This window comes from Sphingomonas sp. J344, assembly GCF_024700005.1.
Classification (GTDB): Bacteria; Pseudomonadota; Alphaproteobacteria; order Sphingomonadales; family Sphingomonadaceae; genus Sphingomonas.
The window spans coordinates 377901-398096 of sequence record NZ_JAJONB010000001.1; the positions used below are offsets into that span (position 1 = coordinate 377901).

A 20196-nucleotide genomic window follows, 5' to 3' on the forward strand; every position below is an offset into this window, starting at 1 on the left:
GAGGCGCGGGTGGGCGCAATGCCTAGCCGTGCTCCTGCGCAGGCAGGTGCCCAGCGTTTCGAGAGACGCCGCGCGTGGCTCCGGACTCCTGCCTTCGCAGGAGCACTGGTATCTCACGCCCCGCTCAGCGTCACCGCCGTGCCCGAGGCAGAAACCATCAGCATCGAGCCGTTCTGGCCGATCACTTCGTAATCGAAATCGATACCGATCACGCCGTTGGCACCCAGCGCGCGAGCCTCGTCCTGCAGTTCGTCGAGCGCGGTCTTGCGCGCCTCCTTGAGCGGACGCTCATAGCTACCCGATCGACCGCCGACGATGTCGCGGATGCCCGCAAACAGGTCGCGAAAAATGTTGGCGCCAATGATGACCTCGGCGGTCACGATGCCGTGGTAACGCGTGACGCCGTGGCCATCGACGGTGCTGGTCGTCGTCAGAATCATCTTGAGCCTCCGTGCGTTGGAGGCGCAAGCCTACTGCATCCCCAGCGCGGCGCGATAGGTTTCCAGCAGCGCGTCCTGCTCGTCGAGCTGGTGCTTCTCCATCTTCCGCAGGCGGATGATGGTGCGCATGATCTTGGCGTCGAACCCGGTCGCCTTGGCCTCGCCATAGACATCCTTGATGTCGTCGCTGATGCCCTTCTTTTCTTCTTCCAGCCGCTCGATCCGCTCGATCAGAAGGCGCAGCTGCTCGGCCGAAATCGAGTCGCTCATGTCCCGCTCCATATAAGGTGAACGGGGGCGTTTAGCGGCTGTGACCGGGGGTGCAAGGGGGCGGCGAACACGCGCTGTGGATAGCGCCGCCGCCCCGCTTGCGGGCAAAGGTTCAGCGCTTGCCGGACTTGCGGCGCTCCATCGGTCCCTTGGGCATGTGCGACGCGGACAGCGTCTCGGCCTGCGCGGCGGGTACGCCCTCGCGCACCAGCGCTTCGTGGAGCGCACGTTCGGGGGCGACCGCGATGTCGGGCGTGATCCCGACCTGTTCCCAGCCGTCGCCGCCGGGGAAATAGCTGCGGCCAACCGGAATGAACGCCGAATAGCCGCCGCCGAGCGGCGCGGTGCCGCCATAATGGCCCGCCCCTGCGGTAGTCGCGCCGATCAGCGTCGCGCGCTTCGTCCCCTTGAACACCGAAGCGAGATGTTCGGCGGCAGAGGCGGTGCGCGGCGAGGTGAGATAATAGATCTTGGTCTTCGCCCACGGACTTGCCGGGCTGGCCGGGGTAACGCGATGTTCGACCCGCGCCAGCTCCGCCGGCGCATCGACCTTGACCAGCGAGCGGAACGGCAGCGGCCCGCCCTGTTCGGCGAAGGAAGCGCGCGTATCCATCACCATCACCGCCTGGGCCTTGTCGAAGATGCGCGGAAACAGGACGTCCATTTCGTCCAGCCCGCCGCCGCGATGCGTGCGCGCGTCGATGATCAGCGTCTTGGCTCCGGCATGCCGGTCGAGAAAGGCGGTGAAGGCCTTGAGCACGTCCGGCTCGCCGAAAAAGCCGTTGAAGCGGGCATAGGCGATGCCCGGCGCGATCATCCCGGCCTGCTCCATCGCGGGCGGGGGCAGCGGGGCGTTGCCGATCTGCTGCTGGGTCGAGGGCTGGCCGACGCGCTGCGACTGGGGTCCGCCAGGCGCGAACATCGCGAGATGCCCGTCGGGCGCGATCGCCTGAAGATCGGCGGTTACCACTCCAGCGAGGGTATAGCCGTCGGTCAGCCCGTCATAGCCGCCCGCCGCAAGCTTGGTACGCAGCGCCGCGGCGTAGCGCTTGGCGGTGTCGGGGAAGACGAAGTTCTTCTCCAGCTCGTCCGCCAGCGTGGCGATCGCCGCCTTGGCGGCGGCGGCGTCATAGGCGGCGGCGGGCGCGGGTGCGGGTGCCTCGCTTTGCGCCATCGCCAAAGGGGCCATTGCTGCCAGTGTTATCGCCGCGATCACTTCCTTGCGCATCCAGTCTCTCCAAAGCGGGTGTCGCATGGTGTTATACTTGACTAACACGCCTTTTGCAGTCGAACTCAGCGCGCTATGTGCCGAAAATCGTCATTCGGGAGGGGCTTCGCGCCGGACATGAGCAAGCTCGACGCCTTCGACATCCAGTTGCTCAACCTGCTTCAGGCCGATTCGCTGGCGACGGCGGAGGAGCTGGCGCGCCACGTGCCGCTGTCGGCCTCCGCAGTGACGCGGCGGGTGCGGCGGCTGCGTGCCGATGGCTTTATCGCGGCGGATGTCGCGATGCTCGCGCCGAAGCTCACCGAGCGGCGGCTGCGGGCGCTGGTGCGGGTGCAGGTGCATGAACATGCCGAGGAGCGCGGAATCGCGGCGCTGCGGGCATCGCTCGCCGCCGAGGACTCGGTGCAGATGATTCTTGATGTTGCGGGTGCGGACGATCTGGCGGTGCTGGTCTGCGCGCGCGACATGGCCGATTACAATGCGCTGGCCGAACGGCTGTTTCAGAACGACCCGGCGGTGCGACGCTATGAGACGAGCTTCATCAAGCGCGTTCACAAACAGAGCGCTGCGGTGATGCTGATGCCGGGGGATGGAGATTAGGGGGAGGACGGATATGGATCGGGACATCGTTTCACTGCCGCGACTGGCGGAGGGAACGGATTTGGCGCTGCTGACGGCCCGACTGGTGATTGGGTCCTTCCTGATCTGGGGGGTGTGGGACAATGTCCTGAGCGCCGAACGGATGGCGGAATTCGCCGAATTCCTGCGCGCGCACGGGTTCGTGATGCCGGAAGTGATGGCGCCGCTCTCGGTCTATGCACAGCTGGCGGTGGGTGTGTGCTTCGTGCTGGGCCTCGCGACTCGCTGGGCAGGGATCGTCTGCGCGATCAACTTCATCGTCGCCTTGGTGATGGTCGATCTGGCGCTGGGCGTGCGCGGCGCGTTTCCGGCGACGGCACTGGTGCTGTTCGGGCTGATGTTCGCGACGATTGGTGCGGGCAGATACGCGCTGGATCGGCGATTTTGAAGAATGGGCCACCCGTGAGGGGTGGCGCGAGTGACGGGGCTCGAACCCGCGACCTCCGGCGTGACAGGCCGGCGCTCTAACCAACTGAGCTACACCCGCTCGGCCCCCGCGCCGAAGCGCAGTCCCTTGCGAGAGCGCGGCACCTAGACGGGCGGGTCGGGGCTGTCAACACCGGTTTCGCGCGTAAATTGCGGACGCGGTGCGGCGGGGTTGCCGCGCGCCACCAGCGTGCCGTGTTCGAACAGGAATCCGGCGATATCGGGCTTGCCTGCGGCGTTCAGCACGGTCTGGATGATGATGAGCAGCGGCACCGCCAGCAGCGCGCCGGGCGTGCCCCAGACCCAACCCCAGAAGCTCAATGAAATCAGGATCATGATCGGGTTGATCGTCAGCCGCCGCCCGACCACCAGCGGGGTGATGACATTCGCCTCGATCGTGTGCAGCCCGATCATGATCGCGGCGGGCAACAGCGCAGTCCACACGTCCTGAAATGTCATCAACCCACCCACGGCAAGGAAGGCAGCGGCGAAGATCGGGCCGAGATAGGGGATGTAGTTGAGCAGCGCGACGATGCCGCCCCACATCATCGGTGTGGGCATGCCGATCAGCCACAGCGCCCCCGCAACGGTGAGCCCCAGCGTCACGTTGATCATCGTGATCGTGCCGAGATAGGCCGAGGTATCGTCGACCACGTCCTGGATCACCCGCGCGGTCGCCATCGCCCCGCCAAAGCTGGTACGGCTGGTGATCGCGTTGCGCCGCAGCCGGGTCCAGCCCGACAGGAAGAAATAGATGACAAGCACCGCGAAGAACATTTCGATGAAGGCGGTCGGCGCGCTGGTCGCCGCGAGTTCGAGCAGTGAGCGCGGCGGGGCCTGTGCCGCGGTCTCGGCCGGCTGAATCGGGCGCGACTGGGCGAGGTCCTGGATCGTCCGGTTCACGAAATTTTCGAAATTCGAATAGAAATCGATCAGCGGCTTCACGTTCGACTGGATATTGTCGATCCGCTCCGGAAGGATCGACAGCCAGCCCCAGGCGGGAACGACGATCGACGCAAGCGCGGCGTTCGCGGCGGTCAGGAACAGCAACAGACAGATCAGCGCGGCCAGCGGCGCAGGCACGCGATGCCGCTCCAGCCACTCCAGGATCGGGACCAACGCGATCGCGATGACAATCGCAGCGGTAAGCGGAAGGAAGAAGGGTGATCCGGCCTTGAGTGCAAAGGGGATGGCAAGGACCAGGCCGATGCCGGCCATCAGCGTCAGCCCGGCGAGCAGCCGGTCGCGGCGATTCTCGGCCTCGCTCTCCTGCTCCGCCGGCGGAACCATCGCGACGAAATGCGACGGTGATTCGGAAGGATCGTCCTCCCCTGTATCCCGCCGATCGCTACCGAACCCTTCGTCCACCTGCTTCACCTCTCTGTGAATCCTAGCGCGATTTGCGCGCGATGTAATCCCGGCTAACCTGTCCGAATGGGAGAGATTTTGCTGGTCATCGACGAGGGGACGACCTCGACCCGCGCGATGCTGTTCGCCCCCGACGGCCGCTGTATCGACAGCATCGCGGTGCCGCTGGGCCAGTTTTACCCCCGGCCCGGCTGGGTCGAGCACGACCCGGACCAGATCTGGGCCAGATCGGCCAATTGCGCGATGACCATGGTCGAGCGCGCGGGCGGGGCGGACGCCATTGCCGCCATCGGCATCACCAACCAGCGCGAGACGATCGTCTTCTGGGACAAGGAGACCGGCGCGCCGCTCGCCCCCGCCATCGTGTGGCAGGACCGGCGCAGCGCCGACCTGTGCCGCGCGCTCAAGGAGCGCGGCGAGGAACCCGGGGTGCAGGCACGCACCGGATTGCTGCTCGACCCCTATTTCAGCGGGACCAAGATCGCGTGGGCGATGGCGAACTGGCCGCAATTGCGCGAAGCGGGCGACCGGCTGGCGGTCGGGACGGTCGAGAGCTGGCTGGTGTGGAAGCTGACCGGCGGGTTGCACGTCACCGACGCGACCAACGCCTCGCGCACCTTGTTGATGGGGCTGGGCAGCGGTGGGTGGAGCGACGGGCTGCTCGACCTGTTCGATTGCCCGCGGCTGGCGCTGCCCGAGATCGTCGATTGCGCCGGGCGGTTCGGATCGACCACCCTGTTCGGCGGGCGCATCCCGATCTGCGGGCTCGCAGGAGATCAACAGGCGGCGACGATCGGGCAGGCGTGCCTGGCACCGGGTGATACCAAGGCGACCTATGGCACCGGCGCGTTCGTGCTGACCAATGCCGGCGAACGCCAGCCGACATCGCGCCACCGGCTGCTGTCGACCGTGCTGTGCCAGCTCGGCGGCAAGCGCAGCTATGCGATCGAGGGATCGGTGTTCGTTGCGGGGAGCGTGGTCAAATGGCTGCGCGATTCGCTGGGGCTGATCACCGATGCGGCAGAGACCGAGGCGCTGGCGCGCAGCGTTGCCGACAATGGCGGGGTGTACTTCGTCCCCGCGCTGTCGGGGCTGGGCGCACCCTGGTGGGAGCCGGAGGCGCGCGGGGCAATCAGCGGGCTCAGCCTCGCCAGCGGCAAGGCGCATGTCGTGCGCGCGGCGCTGGAGGCGATGGCCCACCAGAGCCATGACCTGAAAACCGCCTTCGCCGCCGATGGCTGCGACTGGTCGCGGCTGCGCATCGACGGGGGAATGGTCGCCAACGACTGGATCGCGCAGGACCTGGCCGATGTGCTGGGCGTGACCGTCGAGCGGCCGCGATTCACCGAAACGACCGCACTGGGCGCGGCGATGCTGGCGGGTGTCGGGTGCGGGATGTTCGCCGGGCTGGAGGAGGCTGCAGCGATGCGCGGGCGGGTCGAGATGTTCGAACCGGCGATGGACATCGGCGCGCGGGAGGCGCGGCTTGGCGGGTGGAAGAAGGCTGTGGCGAGGGTGGTGAACTGACCTCACGCCCCTGGCAGCATTGCGCCCCCTCCCGTCAACCGTTATCGTCGCGCAATACACCACCGAGTCCTGGGGGAATTTTTCGTATGAAGATCAGTGTTTTCGCGCGCCTAACGCTGGGCGTCGCCGCGCTCGCGCATACCGGCCCCGCCCTGTCGCAGAGCGCAAGCGGGCCGCGTTACGGCACCGTCGGGCTTGAGCTGACCGGGCAGGACAAGAGCGTCAAGCCGGGCGATGACTTCTGGTCCTATGTCAATGGCGGCTGGGCCAAGTCGGTCGAGATCGCGGCCGACCGGTCGTCGGCGGGCTATGCCGTCAAGCTGACCGACGAGGCCGAGGTCGCAGTCCGCGCGATCCTGGACGATATGTCCAAAAATCCCGGTCAGTTCGGGGCGAAGGGCAAGCAGATCGGCGACCTCTATGCCAGCTGGATGGACGAAGCGGGGATCGAGGCGCGCGGCACCGCGCCATTGAAGCCCTACCTGGCGCAGATCGCGGCGGCCAATGACCGTGCCAAGCTGCAGACGCTGTTCGCGACGCCCGGATACGCCAGCCCGGTTTCGATGGGCATCATTCCGGATCTCGCCAACCCGACCCAGTTTACCGCCTTTGCCGGACAGGGATCGCTCGGCATGGCGCGCGATTACTATCTGCTCGAGGGCGAAAAATATGACGGGTTCCGCGCGGCCTATCGCGCCTATGTCGAACAGGTCATGACGCTGGCAGGCGTCGCCGATGCCGCTGCCAAGGCCGACCGCATCGTCGCGTTCGAAACGGCGATGGCCAAGGTGCATTGGACGCCCGAGCAAAACCGCAACATCATGGCGCTGAACAAGCCGATGGACCGTGCGGGCATGGCCAAGCTCGCCCCCGAATTCGACTGGGCCGGGATGATGAAGACGGCTGGCCTCGAATCGCTGCCCAAGATGATCATGGGCAACGACACCGCGCTGACCGCGCTGGGCAAGATGTTCGGCGAGACCCCGGTTTCGACGTGGCAGGACTGGATGACCTTCCACTTCATCTCGTCCAATGCGCCCTATCTCCCCAAGGCATTCGACGATGCGTCGTTCAACTTCTACCAGAAGACATTGTCGGGCACCCCGCAGAAGCGCGAGCGGTGGAAGCGCGGGATTCAGCTGGTCAACGGCGCGCTGGGCGAAGCGGTCGGCGAAATCTATGTCGCGCGCCATTATCCGCCAGAAAGCTCGGCCAAGATGAACGAGCTGATCGTCGACCTGCGCGCCAGCCTCGAGGAACGGCTCAAGGCGAACGAATGGATGGACGCGGCGACCAAGGAAAAGGCGCTGGCGAAGCTCGCCGCGTTCGATCCGCGCGTCGGCCATCCGGTCAAGTGGATCGATTATTCGGCCTATAAGGTCAGTCGCGGCGACCTGCTCGGCAATATGATCCGCGCGCAGCAATGGGGCTTCAACTATCAGCTGTCGCAACTGGGCAAGCCGGTCGATCGCTCATTGTGGTCGATGACGCCGCAGACGGTGAACGCATACTACAGCCCGCTGTCCAACCAGATCACCTTCCCCGCCGCGATCCTTCAGGCCCCCTATTTCGATCCCAAGGCCGATCCGGCGGTCAACTATGGCGCGATCGGCGCGATCATCGGGCACGAGATCGGTCACGGGTTTGATGATCAGGGCAGCCAGTTCGGCCCGGACGGCAAGTTCGCCAACTGGTGGACACCCGAAGCCAAGGCCGCCTTCGCCAAGCGCACCGCGGTGCTGGTCGAGCAGTACAACCAATATGAGCCGGTGCCGGGGATGAAGATCAACGGCAAGCTGAAGCTGGGTGAGAATATCGGCGATCTGGGCGGAATCGAAATGGCCTATGGCGCGTATCAGCGCTACCAGGCCAAGCACGGCACGGCACCGGTGATCGATGGCCTGACCGGCGATCAGCGCTTTTTCCTGTCCTATGGTCAGGCATGGCAGACCAAGCTTCGCGAGGATGCAGAGCGCGCCCGCCTGCTGACCGCGCCGCACAGCCCGGCCAAGTATCGCGTCAACGGGATCGTCCGGAATGTCGATGCCTGGTATGTGGCGTTCAACGTGAAGCCCGGCGACGCGCTGTACCTGCCGCCGGAGCAGCGGGTGAAGATTTGGTGAGGCGAGTCGCCTTTTGAGGCAGAAGGGCCGGTTCGGACCGGCCCTTTTCGTTCAGGCTAGCGGGTCAACCCGTCAGTCCCACCAGAAGAACCACCAATCGCTGTGCATCAGCCCCGCCGCAAGCGGCGCAAAGGTGTCGGTTCCCTGCAAGACGATATCCTCACAATAGAGGAAATGCTCGCGCGCCAAGGACATCGCCTCCTCCCGCGATGCCGGGCGGCGGGTCACACGGACATTGATGACATCGCCCGACATCCCGACCGGCACCGCCCCATAGCGCTTGTGCCAATCGCGCAGCGCCGCGACATGATATTCGGGCGCAGGACAGGCATTCCAATCACCCCACCGCAGATAGGCAGGAGCGGCGGCGGCCTCTTGCGTGGGTAGAACCAGGATGTGGACGCGGTCGAGGGGATTGCCCTCCCCATCTTCTGCGACGGTCAACCTGACCTTGAAGACGTCCGCATCGGCCGGCCACTCACCGACATCGGGATCGCCTCCCTCAGCTTCCGCTGCCATGCGCGCTCGGACCTCTGCGGGCGACAGTCGGCGGGATTTTCCGTCCGGACCGACGTCAATTATCCATGGCAGCGCCTCGTCATCACCCTTTTTCAGCATCTCGCGGGTCGCCTTGGCGTCATCCTTGCGCTGGTCTGCAACAAGTGCCTGAAGCGCATCGGGGTGCTTGATCTTGCTGGCGCGGGTGAGAATATCCTCCGGGCGCGTTTCGGAGAAAATCGTCCATAGCTCGGCGACACGGGCGAGATCGTCATCACCGCCCACGATGATCGGCCACCCTTCGCCGGACGCCGCGAGACGCTCCCAGGTCTTGAGCGCGTCGTGTCCAGTCGTTTCGACGCGGCGATAGGGGATCGCCGCAATCGCCTTGGCGATCGCGGCCTTATGTTCGCGCATCCGCGCCTCCGACGATTTGTCAGCCTGCGCCGACGCTGCACGAAACGGCGACATCGCCAGCCCGGCAACCGCGACAATGCGCGCCAGGATCAATCGCCGGTCCATCACGCCCCCTACCTACAATGAGGGACTGGCATCGAAGGCGCGGCAGCACAAGCGCAACTCGCTAAGCCGCCGCCTCCTCCACAAACAACGCCTTCAGATCCTTCTTCAAGATCTTCCCGTTCGCGTTCCTCGGCAGCGTCTCCGCGACGAAGCGGATCGCGACCGGGGTCTTGAACACCGCCAGCCGCTCGCGAACCCATGCCTGCAGCTCCGCCTCGGTCGCCTCCATGCCCGGCGCAAGGTGAACCACGGCGGCGGGTTCCTCGCCCAGCGTCTTGTGCGGGATGCCAATCAGGGCGCAGTCGGTGACGGCAGGATGGGCGTAGAGCACGTCTTCGACCTCGGACGAGTAGATATTCTCGCCGCCGCGGATGATCATGTCCTTGGCGCGGTCGACGATATAGAGGAACCCTTCCTCGTCCAGCTTCGCCAGATCGCCGGTGCGGACCCAGCCGTCGCGGAAGCATTCGGCGGTAGCCTCGGGCTTGTTCCAGTATCCCTTCACGATCATCGGCCCCTTGGCCCACAGCTCACCGACCTCGCCGATGGGCAGCTCGGTCTGACCGTCAGCATCCATGATCTTGAGATCGGCGACCGGCACGGGCGGGCCGGCGCTGGTCGGGCGGTTGAGATAATCCTCGGACGAATGGCTGGTGACGGTCGCCATTGTCTCGGTCATGCCCCAGCCATTGCCGGGCAGTGCGCCGAATTCGGTGAAGATGCGCTTGACCAGCTCGGGCGCCGAGGGCGCGCCGCCATAGGCGATCGCCTCGAGGCTGGAGAGGTCGTATTTGTGGCGGTCGGGATGCTCCAGGATCTGCCAGGCGATGGTCGGTACGCCGCCGGTCAGGTTGACCTTCTCGCGCTGGATGATCTCCATCGCCTCGACCACGTCCCATTTGCGCATGAACACGGCGGTGTTCCCGGCCGCCAGCGTCCCCATCAGGCTCGCCGAACAGGCGGTGACGTGGAACAGCGGGATGACGAGCAGGCCGACCTTGGGCTGCGGCTCGGGCGGCATCTCGCCCCGGCGCAGGTAGGAGCGCGCGGCGGCATAGCCGCCCGACATGATATTGGTGCACAGGTTGCGATGCGTGCCGAGCGCGCCCTTGGGCGAGCCGGTAGTGCCGCTTGTGTAGAAGATCGTCGCATCGTCCTCCGGTTCCAGCGTCGGTTCGGCGGGGAGCGGGATGTCGGGCAGCGCCGCCCAGTCGTTTGGCGCGCCGATCAGGTCTTCGAGCTTGTCGACACCTTCGGGCAGCTCGGCATCCCAGCGGCTGACGATGGTGCGTTGAAGATCGGGCAGGTCGGGCAACCGCTTCTGCAGCCGGGCGAAGCGTTCGCCGTCGAGGAACAACACCTTCGACCCCGAATCGCGCAGCCCGTAATCCAACTCGCCGCCGGTCCACCACGCATTGAGCGGCACCAGAATCGCGCCGATGCTGACCGCGGCGAAGAAGATCACCGGCCATTCGGGCGTATTGCGCATCGCCAGCGCGACGCGGTCGCCCTTCACCACCCCCATCTCGCGCAGCTTGGTCGCGAGGTGCGCGGTGGCGCGGAAATTCGCCTCGAAGCTGACTCGCTCATCTTCGTGGATGGTGAAGATGCGCTCGCCATGGGTGCGCGACAGGTGGAGCAAGGCAGCGAGGTTGGGCGGCGCATTCTTCCAGACGCGCGTCTTCACGCCGCGAATTTCGATCTCTTCCATTTCCAGCTTCTGGCCGGGCGCGGTCATCAGCGCCTGGGCTTGCGCCAGCGTCATCTTCGGCCAGGAGGGGTCGAGCGGGATGAGCGGTTCGGGGGCCAAGGCGGGTCTCTCCAAAATTCGTTGTTGAATGTCCGGTTTGGCGATTCCACCCACCGGCTTCACACTTCATTCTTGATTCATTAGCCGCTCAACGCAATAGGGAAGCGACAAGGACGCGACAACGCCGGGACGAGGATTCGAATTCTAGGTATGGACTCTACCGCCTTCGCTACCGCTACGGAAAGCGGCTTCAACACCGACCGGCTCGCCCGCATCGATGCGTTCGTCAAGGCGCGTTACCTCGACTCGGGCAAGCTGCCTAACGCCCAGCTGCTGATCGCCCGCGACGGGCGGATCGCGCATTTCAGCCATCAGGGTGCGGCGCGTGAGGGTGGCGCGGCGGTGGACGAAACCTCGATCTACCGCATCGCGTCGATGACCAAGCCGGTGACGTCGATCGCGTTCATGCAACTGGTCGAGGGAGGCAGCGTCGCGCTCGACACGCCGGTCCATCACGTGCTGCCCGAATTCAAGGGGCTGGGCGTCTATAATGGCGGCGGCGGCGGGGTGCCGTTCGTGACCAAGCCGACCGCCGAGCCGATGCGGATGATCGACCTGCTGCGGCATACATCGGGCCTCACCTATGGCTTCCAGAATCGCGGCAATGTCGATGCGGCCTATCGCGAGGGGCGGATCGAGAATTGGCACGGGCATCTCGATCTGGACGGGTTCGTCGCGGCGCTGGGCAAGCTGCCGCTCGAATTTTCGCCGGGCGAGGCGTGGAATTATTCGGTATCGACCGATGTGCTCGGCGCGGTGGTCGAGCGGGTGTCGGGGCAGAAGCTCGACGCCTATTTCGAACAGCACGTCTTCGCCCCGCTCAGCATGCACGACACCGGGTTCATGGTCCCGGAGGACAAGGTCGATCGCCTGACCGACTGCTACACGTTCAAGGGCGGTGAAGGCCGGGTAGTGTACGATCGCGGCGCGGAGTCGGCGTGGAGCCGCAAGCCGACGCTGTTGTCGGGCGGCGGCGGGTTGGTCTCGACTTCGCTCGATTATCACCGGTTCTGCACCATGCTGCTCAACGGCGGGACGCTGGACGGCGCGCGGATCATCGGGCGCAAGACGCTTGACCTGATGGTGATGAACCATCTGCCCGGCGGCAAGGACCTGTCGGCGCTGTCGCGATCGCTGTTCAGCGAGACGCAGAGTGCCGGGACCGGCTTTGGCCTCGGCTTTGCGATGAACATCGACGTCGCGCGCTCGATGATCCCGGGCAGCGTCGGGGAGTTTTACTGGGGCGGGATGTTTTCGACCGCCTTCTTCGTCGATCCGGTCGAGCGGATCACGATGGTGTTCATGACCCAGCTGTCGCCATCGGGGCTCTACCCGATCCGGCGCGAGCTGAAGACGATGATCTATTCCGCGCTGGCCTGACCGGCGCAGCACGCAACTGGAGAGCGACATGTCCGTGATTACGACCGAAAAACAGGGCGATATCCTCGTCATCACCTCGAACAACCCGCCGGTGAACGCGCTGGGCGCGGCGGTGCGGCAGGGGCTGGACGCGGCGATCAAGGAGCTGAACAGCGACGACAGCCTGAAGGCGGCGGTGATCCGCTGTGACGGGCGCACCTTCTTCGCCGGGGCCGACATCACCGAATTCGGCAAGCCGATGCAGGAGCCGGGTCTGCCGACCGTGGTCGACACGATCGAGGCAAGCGAGAAGCCGGTAGTCGCCGCGGTCCATGGCACGGCCCTTGGCGGCGGGTGTGAGGTGGCGCTGGCCTGCCATTACCGCATCGCCGTGCCCTCGGCGAAGTTCGGCCTGCCCGAAGTGAAGCTCGGCATTCTGCCCGGCGCGGGCGGCACGCAGCGCCTGCCGCGCGTCGCGGGCGTCGAATTCGCGCTCGAACTGGCGGCCAAGGGCGATCCGGTCCCGGCCAAGGTCGCGCAGGCCGCAGGCCTGGTCGATCGCCTCGCCGGTGAGGACAGCCTGACCGCCGACGCGATCGCCTATGCCAAGGAAGTGGCCGACGTCCGCCCCCTGCCCCGCGCCAGCGAAAAGCCGGTGTCCGTCGAGGCGGGCGTGTTCGACGCCTTCCGCAAGACCAACGCCAAGCGCTTCCGCGGCTTCGATGCGCCCGAAGAGATCATCAAGGTGATCGAGGAGACGGTCGACAAGCCCTATGCCGAGGGCGTTCAGCGCGAACGCAACGGCTTCATGAAGCTGATCATGGGCACGCAGAGCGCCGCGATGCGCCACATCTTCTTCGCCGAGCGCAAGGCCGCGAAGATCGACGACGTGCCGGAAGATACGCAGCTGCGCCCGATCAGGAAGGTCGGCGTGATCGGCGCCGGCACGATGGGCGGTGGTATCTCGATGAACTTCCTGTCCGCCGGCATCCCGGTGACGATCGTCGAGATGCAGCAGGAAGCGCTGGACCGCGGCACCGGCGTGATGCGCAAGAATTACGAGGGCAGCGCCGCGCGTGGCCGCATCAAGCCCGAGCAGGTCGAACAGGCGATGGGCCTGCTGACCCCGACTCTCAGCATGGACGACCTCGCCGACTGCGATCTGGTGATCGAGGCGGTCTATGAGAATATGGACGTCAAGAAGGACATTTTCGGCAAGCTGAGCACGATCTGCAAGCCGGGCGCGATCCTCGCCTCCAACACCAGCTATCTCAACATCGACGAGATCGCGGCCTCGACCAGCCGTCCCGGCGATGTCGTCGGCATGCACTTCTTCTCGCCCGCCAATGTCATGAAGCTGCTCGAAATCGTGCGCGGCGCGAAGACCGACAAGGATGTGCTGGCGACGGTCATGGACGTCGCCAAGAAGATCAAGAAGGTCGCGGTGGTCGCGGGCGTGTGCCACGGCTTCATCGGCAACCGCATGCTGATGCCGCGTCAGGTCGAGGCGATGAAGCTGCTGATGGAAGGCGCGACGCCCGAGCAGGTCGACCGCGTCCATGTCGAATTCGGCATGCCGATGGGGCCGTTCCAGATGAGCGACCTCGCCGGTGTCGACATCGGCTGGCACCGCGACCCGACCCGGATCGAGAGCATCCGCGACGCGCTCGCCGCCGAAGGGCGCTGGGGCCAGAAGAAGCAGGCCGGTTTCTATGACTATGACGACAAGCGCAACCCCTCGCCCAGCCCGCGTGTCGCCGAGATTATCGAGGATTTCCGCAAGAAGACCGGCGCAGTCCAGCACGACGTGACCGATGAGGAGATCATCGAGCGCACGCTGTACACGATGGTCAATGAAGGCGCGCTGATCCTGCAGGAAGGGATGGCGCAGCGCGCGTCGGACATCGATGTCGTGTGGATCTACGGCTATGGCTGGCCGGTCTATCGCGGCGGCCCGATGTTCTGGGCGGACACGGTCGGCCTCAAGACCATCGTCGCGGGGCTGGAGAAGCACGGCTTCAAGGTCGCGCAGCTGCTCAAGGACAAGGCCGAGAAGGGCGAACGCTTCAATGGCTGAATCCGGCGCTCCGGCACTGGCGCGGGAAACCGACCGCTGGGCCGGAGCGTCCGCACGCGACATCGCCGCCGCGATTGCAGCAGGCGAGACCAGCGCGCGTGCGCAATGCGAGGCCGCCATCGCGCGGATCGAGGCCGGGGACGGTGCGATCAACGCGGTGGTGGTGCGCGATTTCGACCGGGCGCTGGTGGCGGCGGACGCGGCCGATGCGGCGGTGGCGCGCGACGAGCGCCGCCCGCTGCTGGGCGTGCCGATGACGGTCAAGGAGGCGTTCGACGTCGCGGGGCTCCCGACCAGCTGGGGCTTTGGCCACGCGGCTGGCAACATCGCGACCTCGGACGCGGTCGCGGTGCAGCGGCTCAAGGCGGCGGGCGCGATCATTCTCGGCAAGACCAATGTGCCCAAGGCGCTGGGCGACTGGCAGAGCGTCAATTCAATCTATGGCCGCACCAGCAACCCGCACGACCCTAGCCGCACGTGCGGCGGCAGCTCGGGCGGCGCGGCGGCGGCGCTGGCCGCGGGCTATGTGCCGATCGAGCTGGGCAGCGACATTGGCGGGTCGATCCGGGTCCCGTCGCATTTCTGCGGCATCTGGGGGCACAAGCCGAGCTATGGCGCGCTGAACGGCTATGGCCACCGTTTCCCCGGCAGCGATGGAGCGGAGGCGGTGCTGGGCGTGATCGGGCCGATGGCACGCGATGGCGGCGACCTGCGGCTGCTGCTCGACCTGCTCGCCGACCTGCCCTTGCCGCGCGCGGCGGCACCCGCCCGGCGCGTGCTGGTGCTGACCGCGCACCCGGCGACCGCGACTGCTGCGGCAGTGGTCGACGGGGTCGAGCGCGCGGCGGAGGCTCTGACGCGCGATGGGGTCGAAGTCATCCGCATCCACCCTGCCCTGCCCGACCTGATGGCGCAGCATGACGCCTATACCGCGCTGCTCGGCACGGTGTTCGCGCGGTCCGACCCGACGCTGCACGACACGCTGCCGCGCCTGCTCCCGTATCTTTCGATGCTCGACGCACAGGCGCGCAACACCCGGGACTGGGCCGCACTATTCCCAGATGTCGACGCGGTGATCGCGCCGCCCGCCGCAACCCAGGCCTTTCCGCATGACCCCCGGCCACAGGCCGAACGCACGCTCGACATCGACGGCGTGGAGAGCGGCTATGACGCGCACCTCGCCTGGGCGGGGCTCGCCACCTATCCGGGTCTGCCTGCCACCACCTTCCCGGTCGGGACCGCCAACGGCCTGCCGACCGGGGTGCAGGTGCTGACCGACCTCAATCACGACCATCTTGCGATTGCGACCGCGCGCCGCATCGCCGCTCTGCTGGACGAGGACAAGCCATGACCGATCTCGATCAATTCCGCGCCGAAACCCGCGCCTGGCTGGAGGCCAATGTCCCCGCGTCGATGCGCCAGCCGATGCGCGGCGAGGGCGACGCCAATTGGGGCGGGCGCAAGGCCGACTACAGCAAGAATCCCGACCAGAAACTCTACATGGATCGGATGGCCGAACGCGGCTGGACAGTGCCCGACTGGCCCAGGGAATATGGCGGCGGCGGCCTGTCGGCGGCTGAGGCCAAGATCCTGCGCGAGGAGATGGCGGCGCTCAAATGCCGCAATCCGCTGAACAGCTTCGGCATCTCGATGCTCGGCCCGGCGCTGCTGAAGTACGGCACCGAGGAGCAGAAGCTCGAACACCTGCCCAAGATCGCGCGCGGCGAGATCCGCTGGTGCCAGGGCTATTCGGAGCCGAATGCGGGCAGCGACCTCGCCGGCCTCGCTACCAGCGCGATCTCCGATGGCGACGATTACATCGTCAACGGCCAGAAGGTGTGGACCAGCTATGCCGACAAGGCCGACTGGATCTTCTGCCTCGTCCGCACCAGCAAGGAGAGCAAGCAGGGCGGGATCAGCTTCCTCTTGTTCGACATGGACTCACCGGGCGTGTCCACAAAGCCGATCCTGCTGATCAGCGGTTACTCGCCCTTCTGCGAAACCTTTTTCGACAATGTCCGCGTGCCAAAGAAGAACCGCGTCCACGAAGAGAACAAGGGCTGGGACGTCGCCAAATATCTGCTCGGCCATGAGCGTGAGATGATCTCCGGCATGGGCCTCGCCTCGCCCGGCGGCAATCCGCTGATCGAGGGCGCGATCGCGACGGTCGGGCTCGACGCGCAGGGCCGCCTCGCCGATCCGATCCTGCGCGCGCAGCTGGCACTGTTCGAGGTGCGGTCCAAGGCGTTCACGGCGATGTCCGAACGCTTCCTCGACGAGCTCAAGGCGGGGCGCACCCACCCCGCCCAGCCGTCGATGATGAAATACTACGGGACCGAGCTGAACAAGGACCGCCACGAGTTGATCATGGCGAGCGGCGGGTCCGACACGCTGGAATGGGAAAGCGAACGCTCGAACGGCGGCGCCAAACCGCGCGCCTGGCTTCGCACCAAGGCGAACTCGATCGAGGGCGGGACCAGCGAGGTCCAGCTCAACATCATCGCCAAGCGGATTTTGGAGCTGCCGTCCTAGCTTGCCGTCACCCCAGCGAAAGCTGGGGTCTCCAGTTGCGAAGCGGTCCCCCTGCCGCACCAGACCCCAGCTTTCGCTGGGGTGACGAAAAAGAGGGCGACGGAGATTTAGATGCCACTCTACCTCAACGAAGAACAGACAATGCTCCGCGATGCCGCGCAGCAATTCGTGTCCGAAGCCGCCCCGGTCAGCCATATGCGCGCGCTGCGCGACGCGAACGATACGACCGGGTTCAGCCGCGACCTGTGGAAGCAATTCGCCGAAATGGGCTTTACCGGCATTCTGATCCCCGAAAGCGACGGCGGCCTCGGTCTCGGCCATGTCGAGGCGGGGGTGGTGCTGGAGGAGATCGGGCGCAACCTGTCCCCCTCCCCCTTCCTCACCACGGCGGTTGCGGCGGTGGCGGCGCTCAAGGGCAGCAGCCACGCCGAACGCTGGTTCCCCGGCATCCTCGCGGGCGAGACCGTCGCGGCGCTCGCGATCGACGAGCGCGCCAAGCATGGCAACGCGATCGGGATGAAGGCGGAGCGGTCGGGCAATGGTTTCCGCCTGACCGGCGCCAAGCAGTTCGTGACGCATGGCCACATCGCCGACCTCCTCATCGTCGCTGCCCGCACCGCCGGATCGCCCGAGGACACGGACGGCGTCACCCTGTTCGCGGTCCCGAAGGATGCGGCGAACCTGACCGCCGACCCCCAACGCCTGGCCGATGCGAGCCTCGCCGCCCGTATGACGTTCGAAGGCGTCGAGGTCGATGCCGATGCAGTGATCGGTCAGGTCGATGACGGCCGCACGGTCCTCAACGCATTGCTCGGAGCGGGCCGCGCCGGGGCGGCGGCGGAGATGCTGGGCGTCGGTGGCGGCGCGATGGACATGACCGTCCAGTATCTGAAAGAGCGCAAGCAGTTCGGTGTGCTGATCGGCAGCTTCCAGGCGCTCCAGCACCGCGCGGCGCATCTCTACTCCGAACTCGAAGTCGCACGCGCTGCAGTGCTCAAGGCGCAACAATTGCTCGACGCCGGCGATACAAAGGCCGACACCGCAGTGTCGGTCGCCAAGGCGATGGCCGGCATGGCCTCCACGCTGGCGGTTCAGGAAGGCGTCCAGATGCACGGCGGCATCGGCATGACCGACGAATATGAAATCGGCTTCTACATGAAGCGCGGGCGCGTGCTGGCGGAGCTGTTCGGCGATACGAACTTTCACGCTAATGCGCTGGCCGAAGCGGCGGGATATTGATCTGCCAAAGCCCCTCCCCTTTAGGGGAGGGGCTAAGGAGGAAGAATGACCGAAAAACGCGCCGAAACCGCCGCCGAACAGGTGACCCAGCTGATCGAGCTCCTCGACGTCGAAACGATCGACGTCGACCTGTATCGCGGCGCGCGCCAGCCCGGCGGGGTCGGGCGCGTGTTCGGCGGGCAGGTGATTGCCCAGGCGCTTCAGGCGGCGCAGCGCTCGGTCGAGGGCAAGGACGCCCACTCGCTCCACGCCTATTTCATGCGCCCGGGAAATGAGGATTTCCCGATCATCTATCGCGTCGTGCGCGATTATGACGGGGGCAGCTTTGCCAATCGCCGCGTGATCGCGCTGCAACAGGGCGTGCCGATCCTCAACATGATCGCGTCGTTCCAGCGGCCCGAGGACGGCCTGTCGCATCAGGCCGACATGCCCGACGTGCCGGGGCCGGACGACCTGCGCTCCGAGTTCGACCTGCGCGAGGAAATCCGCGACCATGTGCCGGAGAAGTTCCGCCCCTTCTTCCTGCGCCCGCGCCCGATCGAGATCCGCCCCTGCTCCCCGCGCAACTGGTTCAAGCCCGAAAAGCGCGAGCCGGTGCAGCATAGCTGGTTCCGCACCGCCGCCGCTTTGCCCGACGATCCCGCGCTGCACCGCGCGGTGCTCTCCTACGCCAGCGACATGATGCTGCTCGGCACCGCGACCATGCCGCACGGCATCAACTGGATGACGCGCGGCTTGCAGAGCGCGAGCCTCGACCATGCCGTGTGGCTGCACGAGCCGCTGCGCGCCGACGACTGGCTGCTCTACACCACCGACAGCCCCTGGGCCGGCCATGCGCGCGGGTTCAACCGCGGGCGCATCTACAGCCGCGACGGACGGCTGGTGGCGAGCGTCGCGCAGGAAGGGCTGATGCGGATGCGCGAAGGCTGAACGGGTTCAGCTGCCCGCCAGCGCCTCGCACAGCCGGTCGGTGGCCAGCGCGATCCGCGATTCCGCCGTGTCGCGGTTCGTCGGATCGTTCCGCACCCCGCGCGTCTCGGTATTGAAAGTGAGCAGGCTGCCCGCGCGCTGGTCCGGACAAAGGCTGAGATAGGCGCGGAACCCGTTCTGGTCGCCATTGTGGCCGACGAAGCGCACCCCGCGCGTCCGGTCGATAAAGAAGGACAGGCCGGCCCTGGTCGTCGTCGCCATCCGCCCCTGGCTGAAATCGTCGCCCGCATCGACCTGCGGTCGCCACATTTCCTCCAGCGAACTGCGCTTGAGCACCAGCGCATAGTCCGTCCGCGCCGGATCGCCGATCAGGAACGCCAGATACTTCGCCATGTCGGGCATCGGCGCGTTCAGGCCACCATTGGACACGGTGACGCCGGTATCGACATCGAACGCTGCCGCCACCCGCTTGCCATCGCGCAGATAGTAGCTGTGCGAGCGGTGCGGCATCAGGTGCGGCGGGGTGCGGTCGAAATAGCTGGCATGCATGCCCAGCGGCTTGAGGATATTCTTGTCGATATAGACCTCGAAATCCTCGCCCGACAGCCGCTCGATCACCTGCCCCAGATAGACGATGCCGGGGTTGGAATAGCCAAAGCGCGATCCCGGTGCGAATTCGACCGCCGTATAGGGCAGCATCGCCGCCAGCTGCGCCCAGCCGGCGGGCTCGAACGGCTGCCACTCCTTGTCACGCCACGGCCAGGTGCCGCTGCGAAACCCCGCGCTGTGGCTCATCAGCTGACGGATCGTGATCGCCTCCATCGGCCCGAACGGATTATGCACCTTCGCAAGCTCGGGGACGTATCGCACGATCGGATCGTCGAGTTTCAGCAATCCGCGATCGCGCAGCTGCATGATCGCGATCCCCGTCATCGTCTTGGTCACCGACGCCCAGTGATAGATCGTCCGCGCATCCACCGGCGTGCCGGCGTCGGCGTCCTGCTGTCCCAGGTGATCGGCGGCCACGGTCTTGCCGTCGCGCACGAAGTAGAAGCTGCTGCCGACGATCTTCGCCTGTTGCACCGTGACGCGATGCAGGTTGCGGAAGTCGCGCAGTTCCGCGTCGAACGACCGCTCCTGCGCCGCCGCCGGGCCGCTCACCCATGCCAATCCGATCAACAACAGGCTGGCGGCGCGACGGGGCATGG

At 66.1% G+C, this 20196-nt stretch carries 17 protein-coding genes and 1 tRNA gene; 10 read left to right on the plus strand and 8 right to left on the minus strand.

What is annotated here, in order from left to right:
• Window positions 1-113 precede the first annotated feature (113 nt).
• From LRS12_RS01925 to LRS12_RS01935, 3 genes are all read right to left on the minus strand, one after another.
• Window positions 114-440 (minus strand): heavy metal-binding domain-containing protein, encoded by a 327-nt coding sequence (locus LRS12_RS01925; RefSeq protein WP_257843052.1) that lies wholly within the window; start codon window positions 438-440, stop codon window positions 114-116.
• Between the two features lie 30 nt (window positions 441-470).
• On the minus strand, window positions 471-710 hold the full coding sequence (locus tag LRS12_RS01930; RefSeq protein ID WP_066660091.1) for a DUF2312 domain-containing protein: 240 nt from the start codon (window positions 708-710) through the stop codon (window positions 471-473).
• 112 nt (window positions 711-822) lie between these two features.
• Window positions 823-1938, minus strand: coding sequence for a S41 family peptidase (locus LRS12_RS01935; RefSeq protein ID WP_257843054.1), 1116 nt, complete (start codon window positions 1936-1938; stop codon window positions 823-825).
• A gap of 117 nt (window positions 1939-2055) precedes the next feature.
• On the opposite strand from LRS12_RS01935, the gene LRS12_RS01940 reads away from it, so the two are divergent.
• Window positions 2056-2538: an Lrp/AsnC family transcriptional regulator gene (locus LRS12_RS01940; RefSeq protein WP_257843059.1), complete on the plus strand. Its 483-nt coding sequence runs from the start codon at window positions 2056-2058 to the stop codon at window positions 2536-2538.
• 61 nt (window positions 2539-2599) lie between these two features.
• Complete coding sequence (locus tag LRS12_RS01945) at window positions 2600-2965, plus strand: DoxX family protein (protein WP_257843062.1); 366 nt, start codon at window positions 2600-2602, stop codon at window positions 2963-2965.
• Between the two features lie 22 nt (window positions 2966-2987).
• On the opposite strand, the gene LRS12_RS01950 is transcribed toward LRS12_RS01945, so the two are convergent.
• Both LRS12_RS01950 and LRS12_RS01955 read right to left on the minus strand, forming a co-directional pair.
• A tRNA-Asp gene (locus tag LRS12_RS01950) sits at window positions 2988-3064 on the minus strand.
• A gap of 44 nt (window positions 3065-3108) precedes the next feature.
• Window positions 3109-4293: an AI-2E family transporter gene (locus tag LRS12_RS01955; RefSeq protein WP_257845411.1), complete on the minus strand. Its 1185-nt coding sequence runs from the start codon at window positions 4291-4293 to the stop codon at window positions 3109-3111.
• A 144-nt stretch (window positions 4294-4437) separates the two neighbouring features.
• Here LRS12_RS01955 and LRS12_RS01960 point away from each other — a divergent pair, with 144 nt between their 5' ends.
• Both LRS12_RS01960 and LRS12_RS01965 read left to right on the plus strand, forming a co-directional pair.
• A complete protein-coding gene (locus LRS12_RS01960; protein ID WP_257843063.1) occupies window positions 4438-5898 on the plus strand; it encodes a glycerol kinase in 1461 nt (486 codons plus the stop codon).
• Between the two features lie 86 nt (window positions 5899-5984).
• Window positions 5985-8021 carry a M13 family metallopeptidase gene (locus tag LRS12_RS01965; RefSeq protein ID WP_257843064.1) on the plus strand — a complete coding sequence of 679 codons (2037 nt, stop codon included), beginning with the start codon at window positions 5985-5987 and terminating at the stop codon, window positions 8019-8021.
• A 72-nt stretch (window positions 8022-8093) separates the two neighbouring features.
• Here the strand turns inward: LRS12_RS01965 and LRS12_RS01970 are convergent, their stop codons facing one another.
• Both LRS12_RS01970 and LRS12_RS01975 read right to left on the minus strand, forming a co-directional pair.
• A complete protein-coding gene (locus tag LRS12_RS01970) occupies window positions 8094-9041 on the minus strand; it encodes a DUF4253 domain-containing protein (protein ID WP_257843065.1) in 948 nt (315 codons plus the stop codon).
• A 61-nt stretch (window positions 9042-9102) separates the two neighbouring features.
• Window positions 9103-10806 carry a class I adenylate-forming enzyme family protein gene (locus tag LRS12_RS01975; protein ID WP_257845412.1) on the minus strand — a complete coding sequence of 568 codons (1704 nt, stop codon included), beginning with the start codon at window positions 10804-10806 and terminating at the stop codon, window positions 9103-9105.
• A gap of 195 nt (window positions 10807-11001) precedes the next feature.
• On the opposite strand from LRS12_RS01975, the gene LRS12_RS01980 reads away from it, so the two are divergent.
• The 6 genes from LRS12_RS01980 (at window position 11002) to LRS12_RS02005 (ending at window position 18988) form a co-directional block, all read left to right on the plus strand.
• The gene (locus LRS12_RS01980) at window positions 11002-12231 is read left to right on the plus strand and encodes a serine hydrolase (protein WP_257843066.1); all 1230 of its coding nucleotides are present in this window, start codon (window positions 11002-11004) and stop codon (window positions 12229-12231) included.
• 28 nt (window positions 12232-12259) lie between these two features.
• Window positions 12260-14287, plus strand: coding sequence for a 3-hydroxyacyl-CoA dehydrogenase NAD-binding domain-containing protein (locus LRS12_RS01985; RefSeq protein WP_257843067.1), 2028 nt, complete (start codon window positions 12260-12262; stop codon window positions 14285-14287).
• Window positions 14280-15638 (plus strand): amidase family protein, encoded by a 1359-nt coding sequence (locus LRS12_RS01990; RefSeq protein ID WP_257843068.1) that lies wholly within the window; start codon window positions 14280-14282, stop codon window positions 15636-15638. Before LRS12_RS01985 ends, LRS12_RS01990 begins: the two co-directional genes overlap by 8 nt.
• A complete protein-coding gene (locus LRS12_RS01995; protein WP_257843069.1) occupies window positions 15635-16819 on the plus strand; it encodes an acyl-CoA dehydrogenase family protein in 1185 nt (394 codons plus the stop codon). Before LRS12_RS01990 ends, LRS12_RS01995 begins: the two co-directional genes overlap by 4 nt.
• Before the next feature lie 111 nt (window positions 16820-16930).
• On the plus strand, window positions 16931-18058 hold the full coding sequence (locus LRS12_RS02000) for an acyl-CoA dehydrogenase family protein (protein WP_257843070.1): 1128 nt from the start codon (window positions 16931-16933) through the stop codon (window positions 18056-18058).
• 45 nt (window positions 18059-18103) lie between these two features.
• On the plus strand, window positions 18104-18988 hold the full coding sequence (locus LRS12_RS02005; RefSeq protein WP_257843071.1) for an acyl-CoA thioesterase II: 885 nt from the start codon (window positions 18104-18106) through the stop codon (window positions 18986-18988).
• A gap of 6 nt (window positions 18989-18994) precedes the next feature.
• On the opposite strand, the gene LRS12_RS02010 is transcribed toward LRS12_RS02005, so the two are convergent.
• Window positions 18995-20194: a serine hydrolase gene (locus tag LRS12_RS02010; protein WP_257843072.1), complete on the minus strand. Its 1200-nt coding sequence runs from the start codon at window positions 20192-20194 to the stop codon at window positions 18995-18997.
• Between the last annotated feature and the right edge of the window lie 2 nt (window positions 20195-20196).

Coding starts and splice junctions, on each gene's coding strand:
- LRS12_RS01960 (WP_257843063.1), top strand. CDS start 4,438: ATGGGAGAGATTTTGCTGGTCATCGACGAGGGGACGACCTCGACCCGC.
- LRS12_RS01930 (WP_066660091.1), bottom strand. CDS start 710: ATGAGCGACTCGATTTCGGCCGAGCAGCTGCGCCTTCTGATCGAGCGG.
- LRS12_RS02000 (WP_257843070.1), top strand. CDS start 16,931: ATGCCACTCTACCTCAACGAAGAACAGACAATGCTCCGCGATGCCGCG.
- LRS12_RS02005 (WP_257843071.1), top strand. CDS start 18,104: ATGACCGAAAAACGCGCCGAAACCGCCGCCGAACAGGTGACCCAGCTG.
- LRS12_RS01975 (WP_257845412.1), bottom strand. CDS start 10,806: ATGACGCTGGCGCAAGCCCAGGCGCTGATGACCGCGCCCGGCCAGAAG.
- LRS12_RS01980 (WP_257843066.1), top strand. CDS start 11,002: ATGGACTCTACCGCCTTCGCTACCGCTACGGAAAGCGGCTTCAACACC.
- LRS12_RS01925 (WP_257843052.1), bottom strand. CDS start 440: ATGATTCTGACGACGACCAGCACCGTCGATGGCCACGGCGTCACGCGT.
- LRS12_RS01935 (WP_257843054.1), bottom strand. CDS start 1,938: ATGCGCAAGGAAGTGATCGCGGCGATAACACTGGCAGCAATGGCCCCT.
- LRS12_RS01990 (WP_257843068.1), top strand. CDS start 14,280: ATGGCTGAATCCGGCGCTCCGGCACTGGCGCGGGAAACCGACCGCTGG.
- LRS12_RS01970 (WP_257843065.1), bottom strand. CDS start 9,041: ATGGACCGGCGATTGATCCTGGCGCGCATTGTCGCGGTTGCCGGGCTG.
- LRS12_RS01985 (WP_257843067.1), top strand. CDS start 12,260: ATGTCCGTGATTACGACCGAAAAACAGGGCGATATCCTCGTCATCACC.
- LRS12_RS01995 (WP_257843069.1), top strand. CDS start 15,635: ATGACCGATCTCGATCAATTCCGCGCCGAAACCCGCGCCTGGCTGGAG.
- LRS12_RS01955 (WP_257845411.1), bottom strand. CDS start 4,293: ATGGTTCCGCCGGCGGAGCAGGAGAGCGAGGCCGAGAATCGCCGCGAC.
- LRS12_RS01965 (WP_257843064.1), top strand. CDS start 5,985: ATGAAGATCAGTGTTTTCGCGCGCCTAACGCTGGGCGTCGCCGCGCTC.
- LRS12_RS01940 (WP_257843059.1), top strand. CDS start 2,056: ATGAGCAAGCTCGACGCCTTCGACATCCAGTTGCTCAACCTGCTTCAG.
- LRS12_RS02010 (WP_257843072.1), bottom strand. CDS start 20,194: ATGCCCCGTCGCGCCGCCAGCCTGTTGTTGATCGGATTGGCATGGGTG.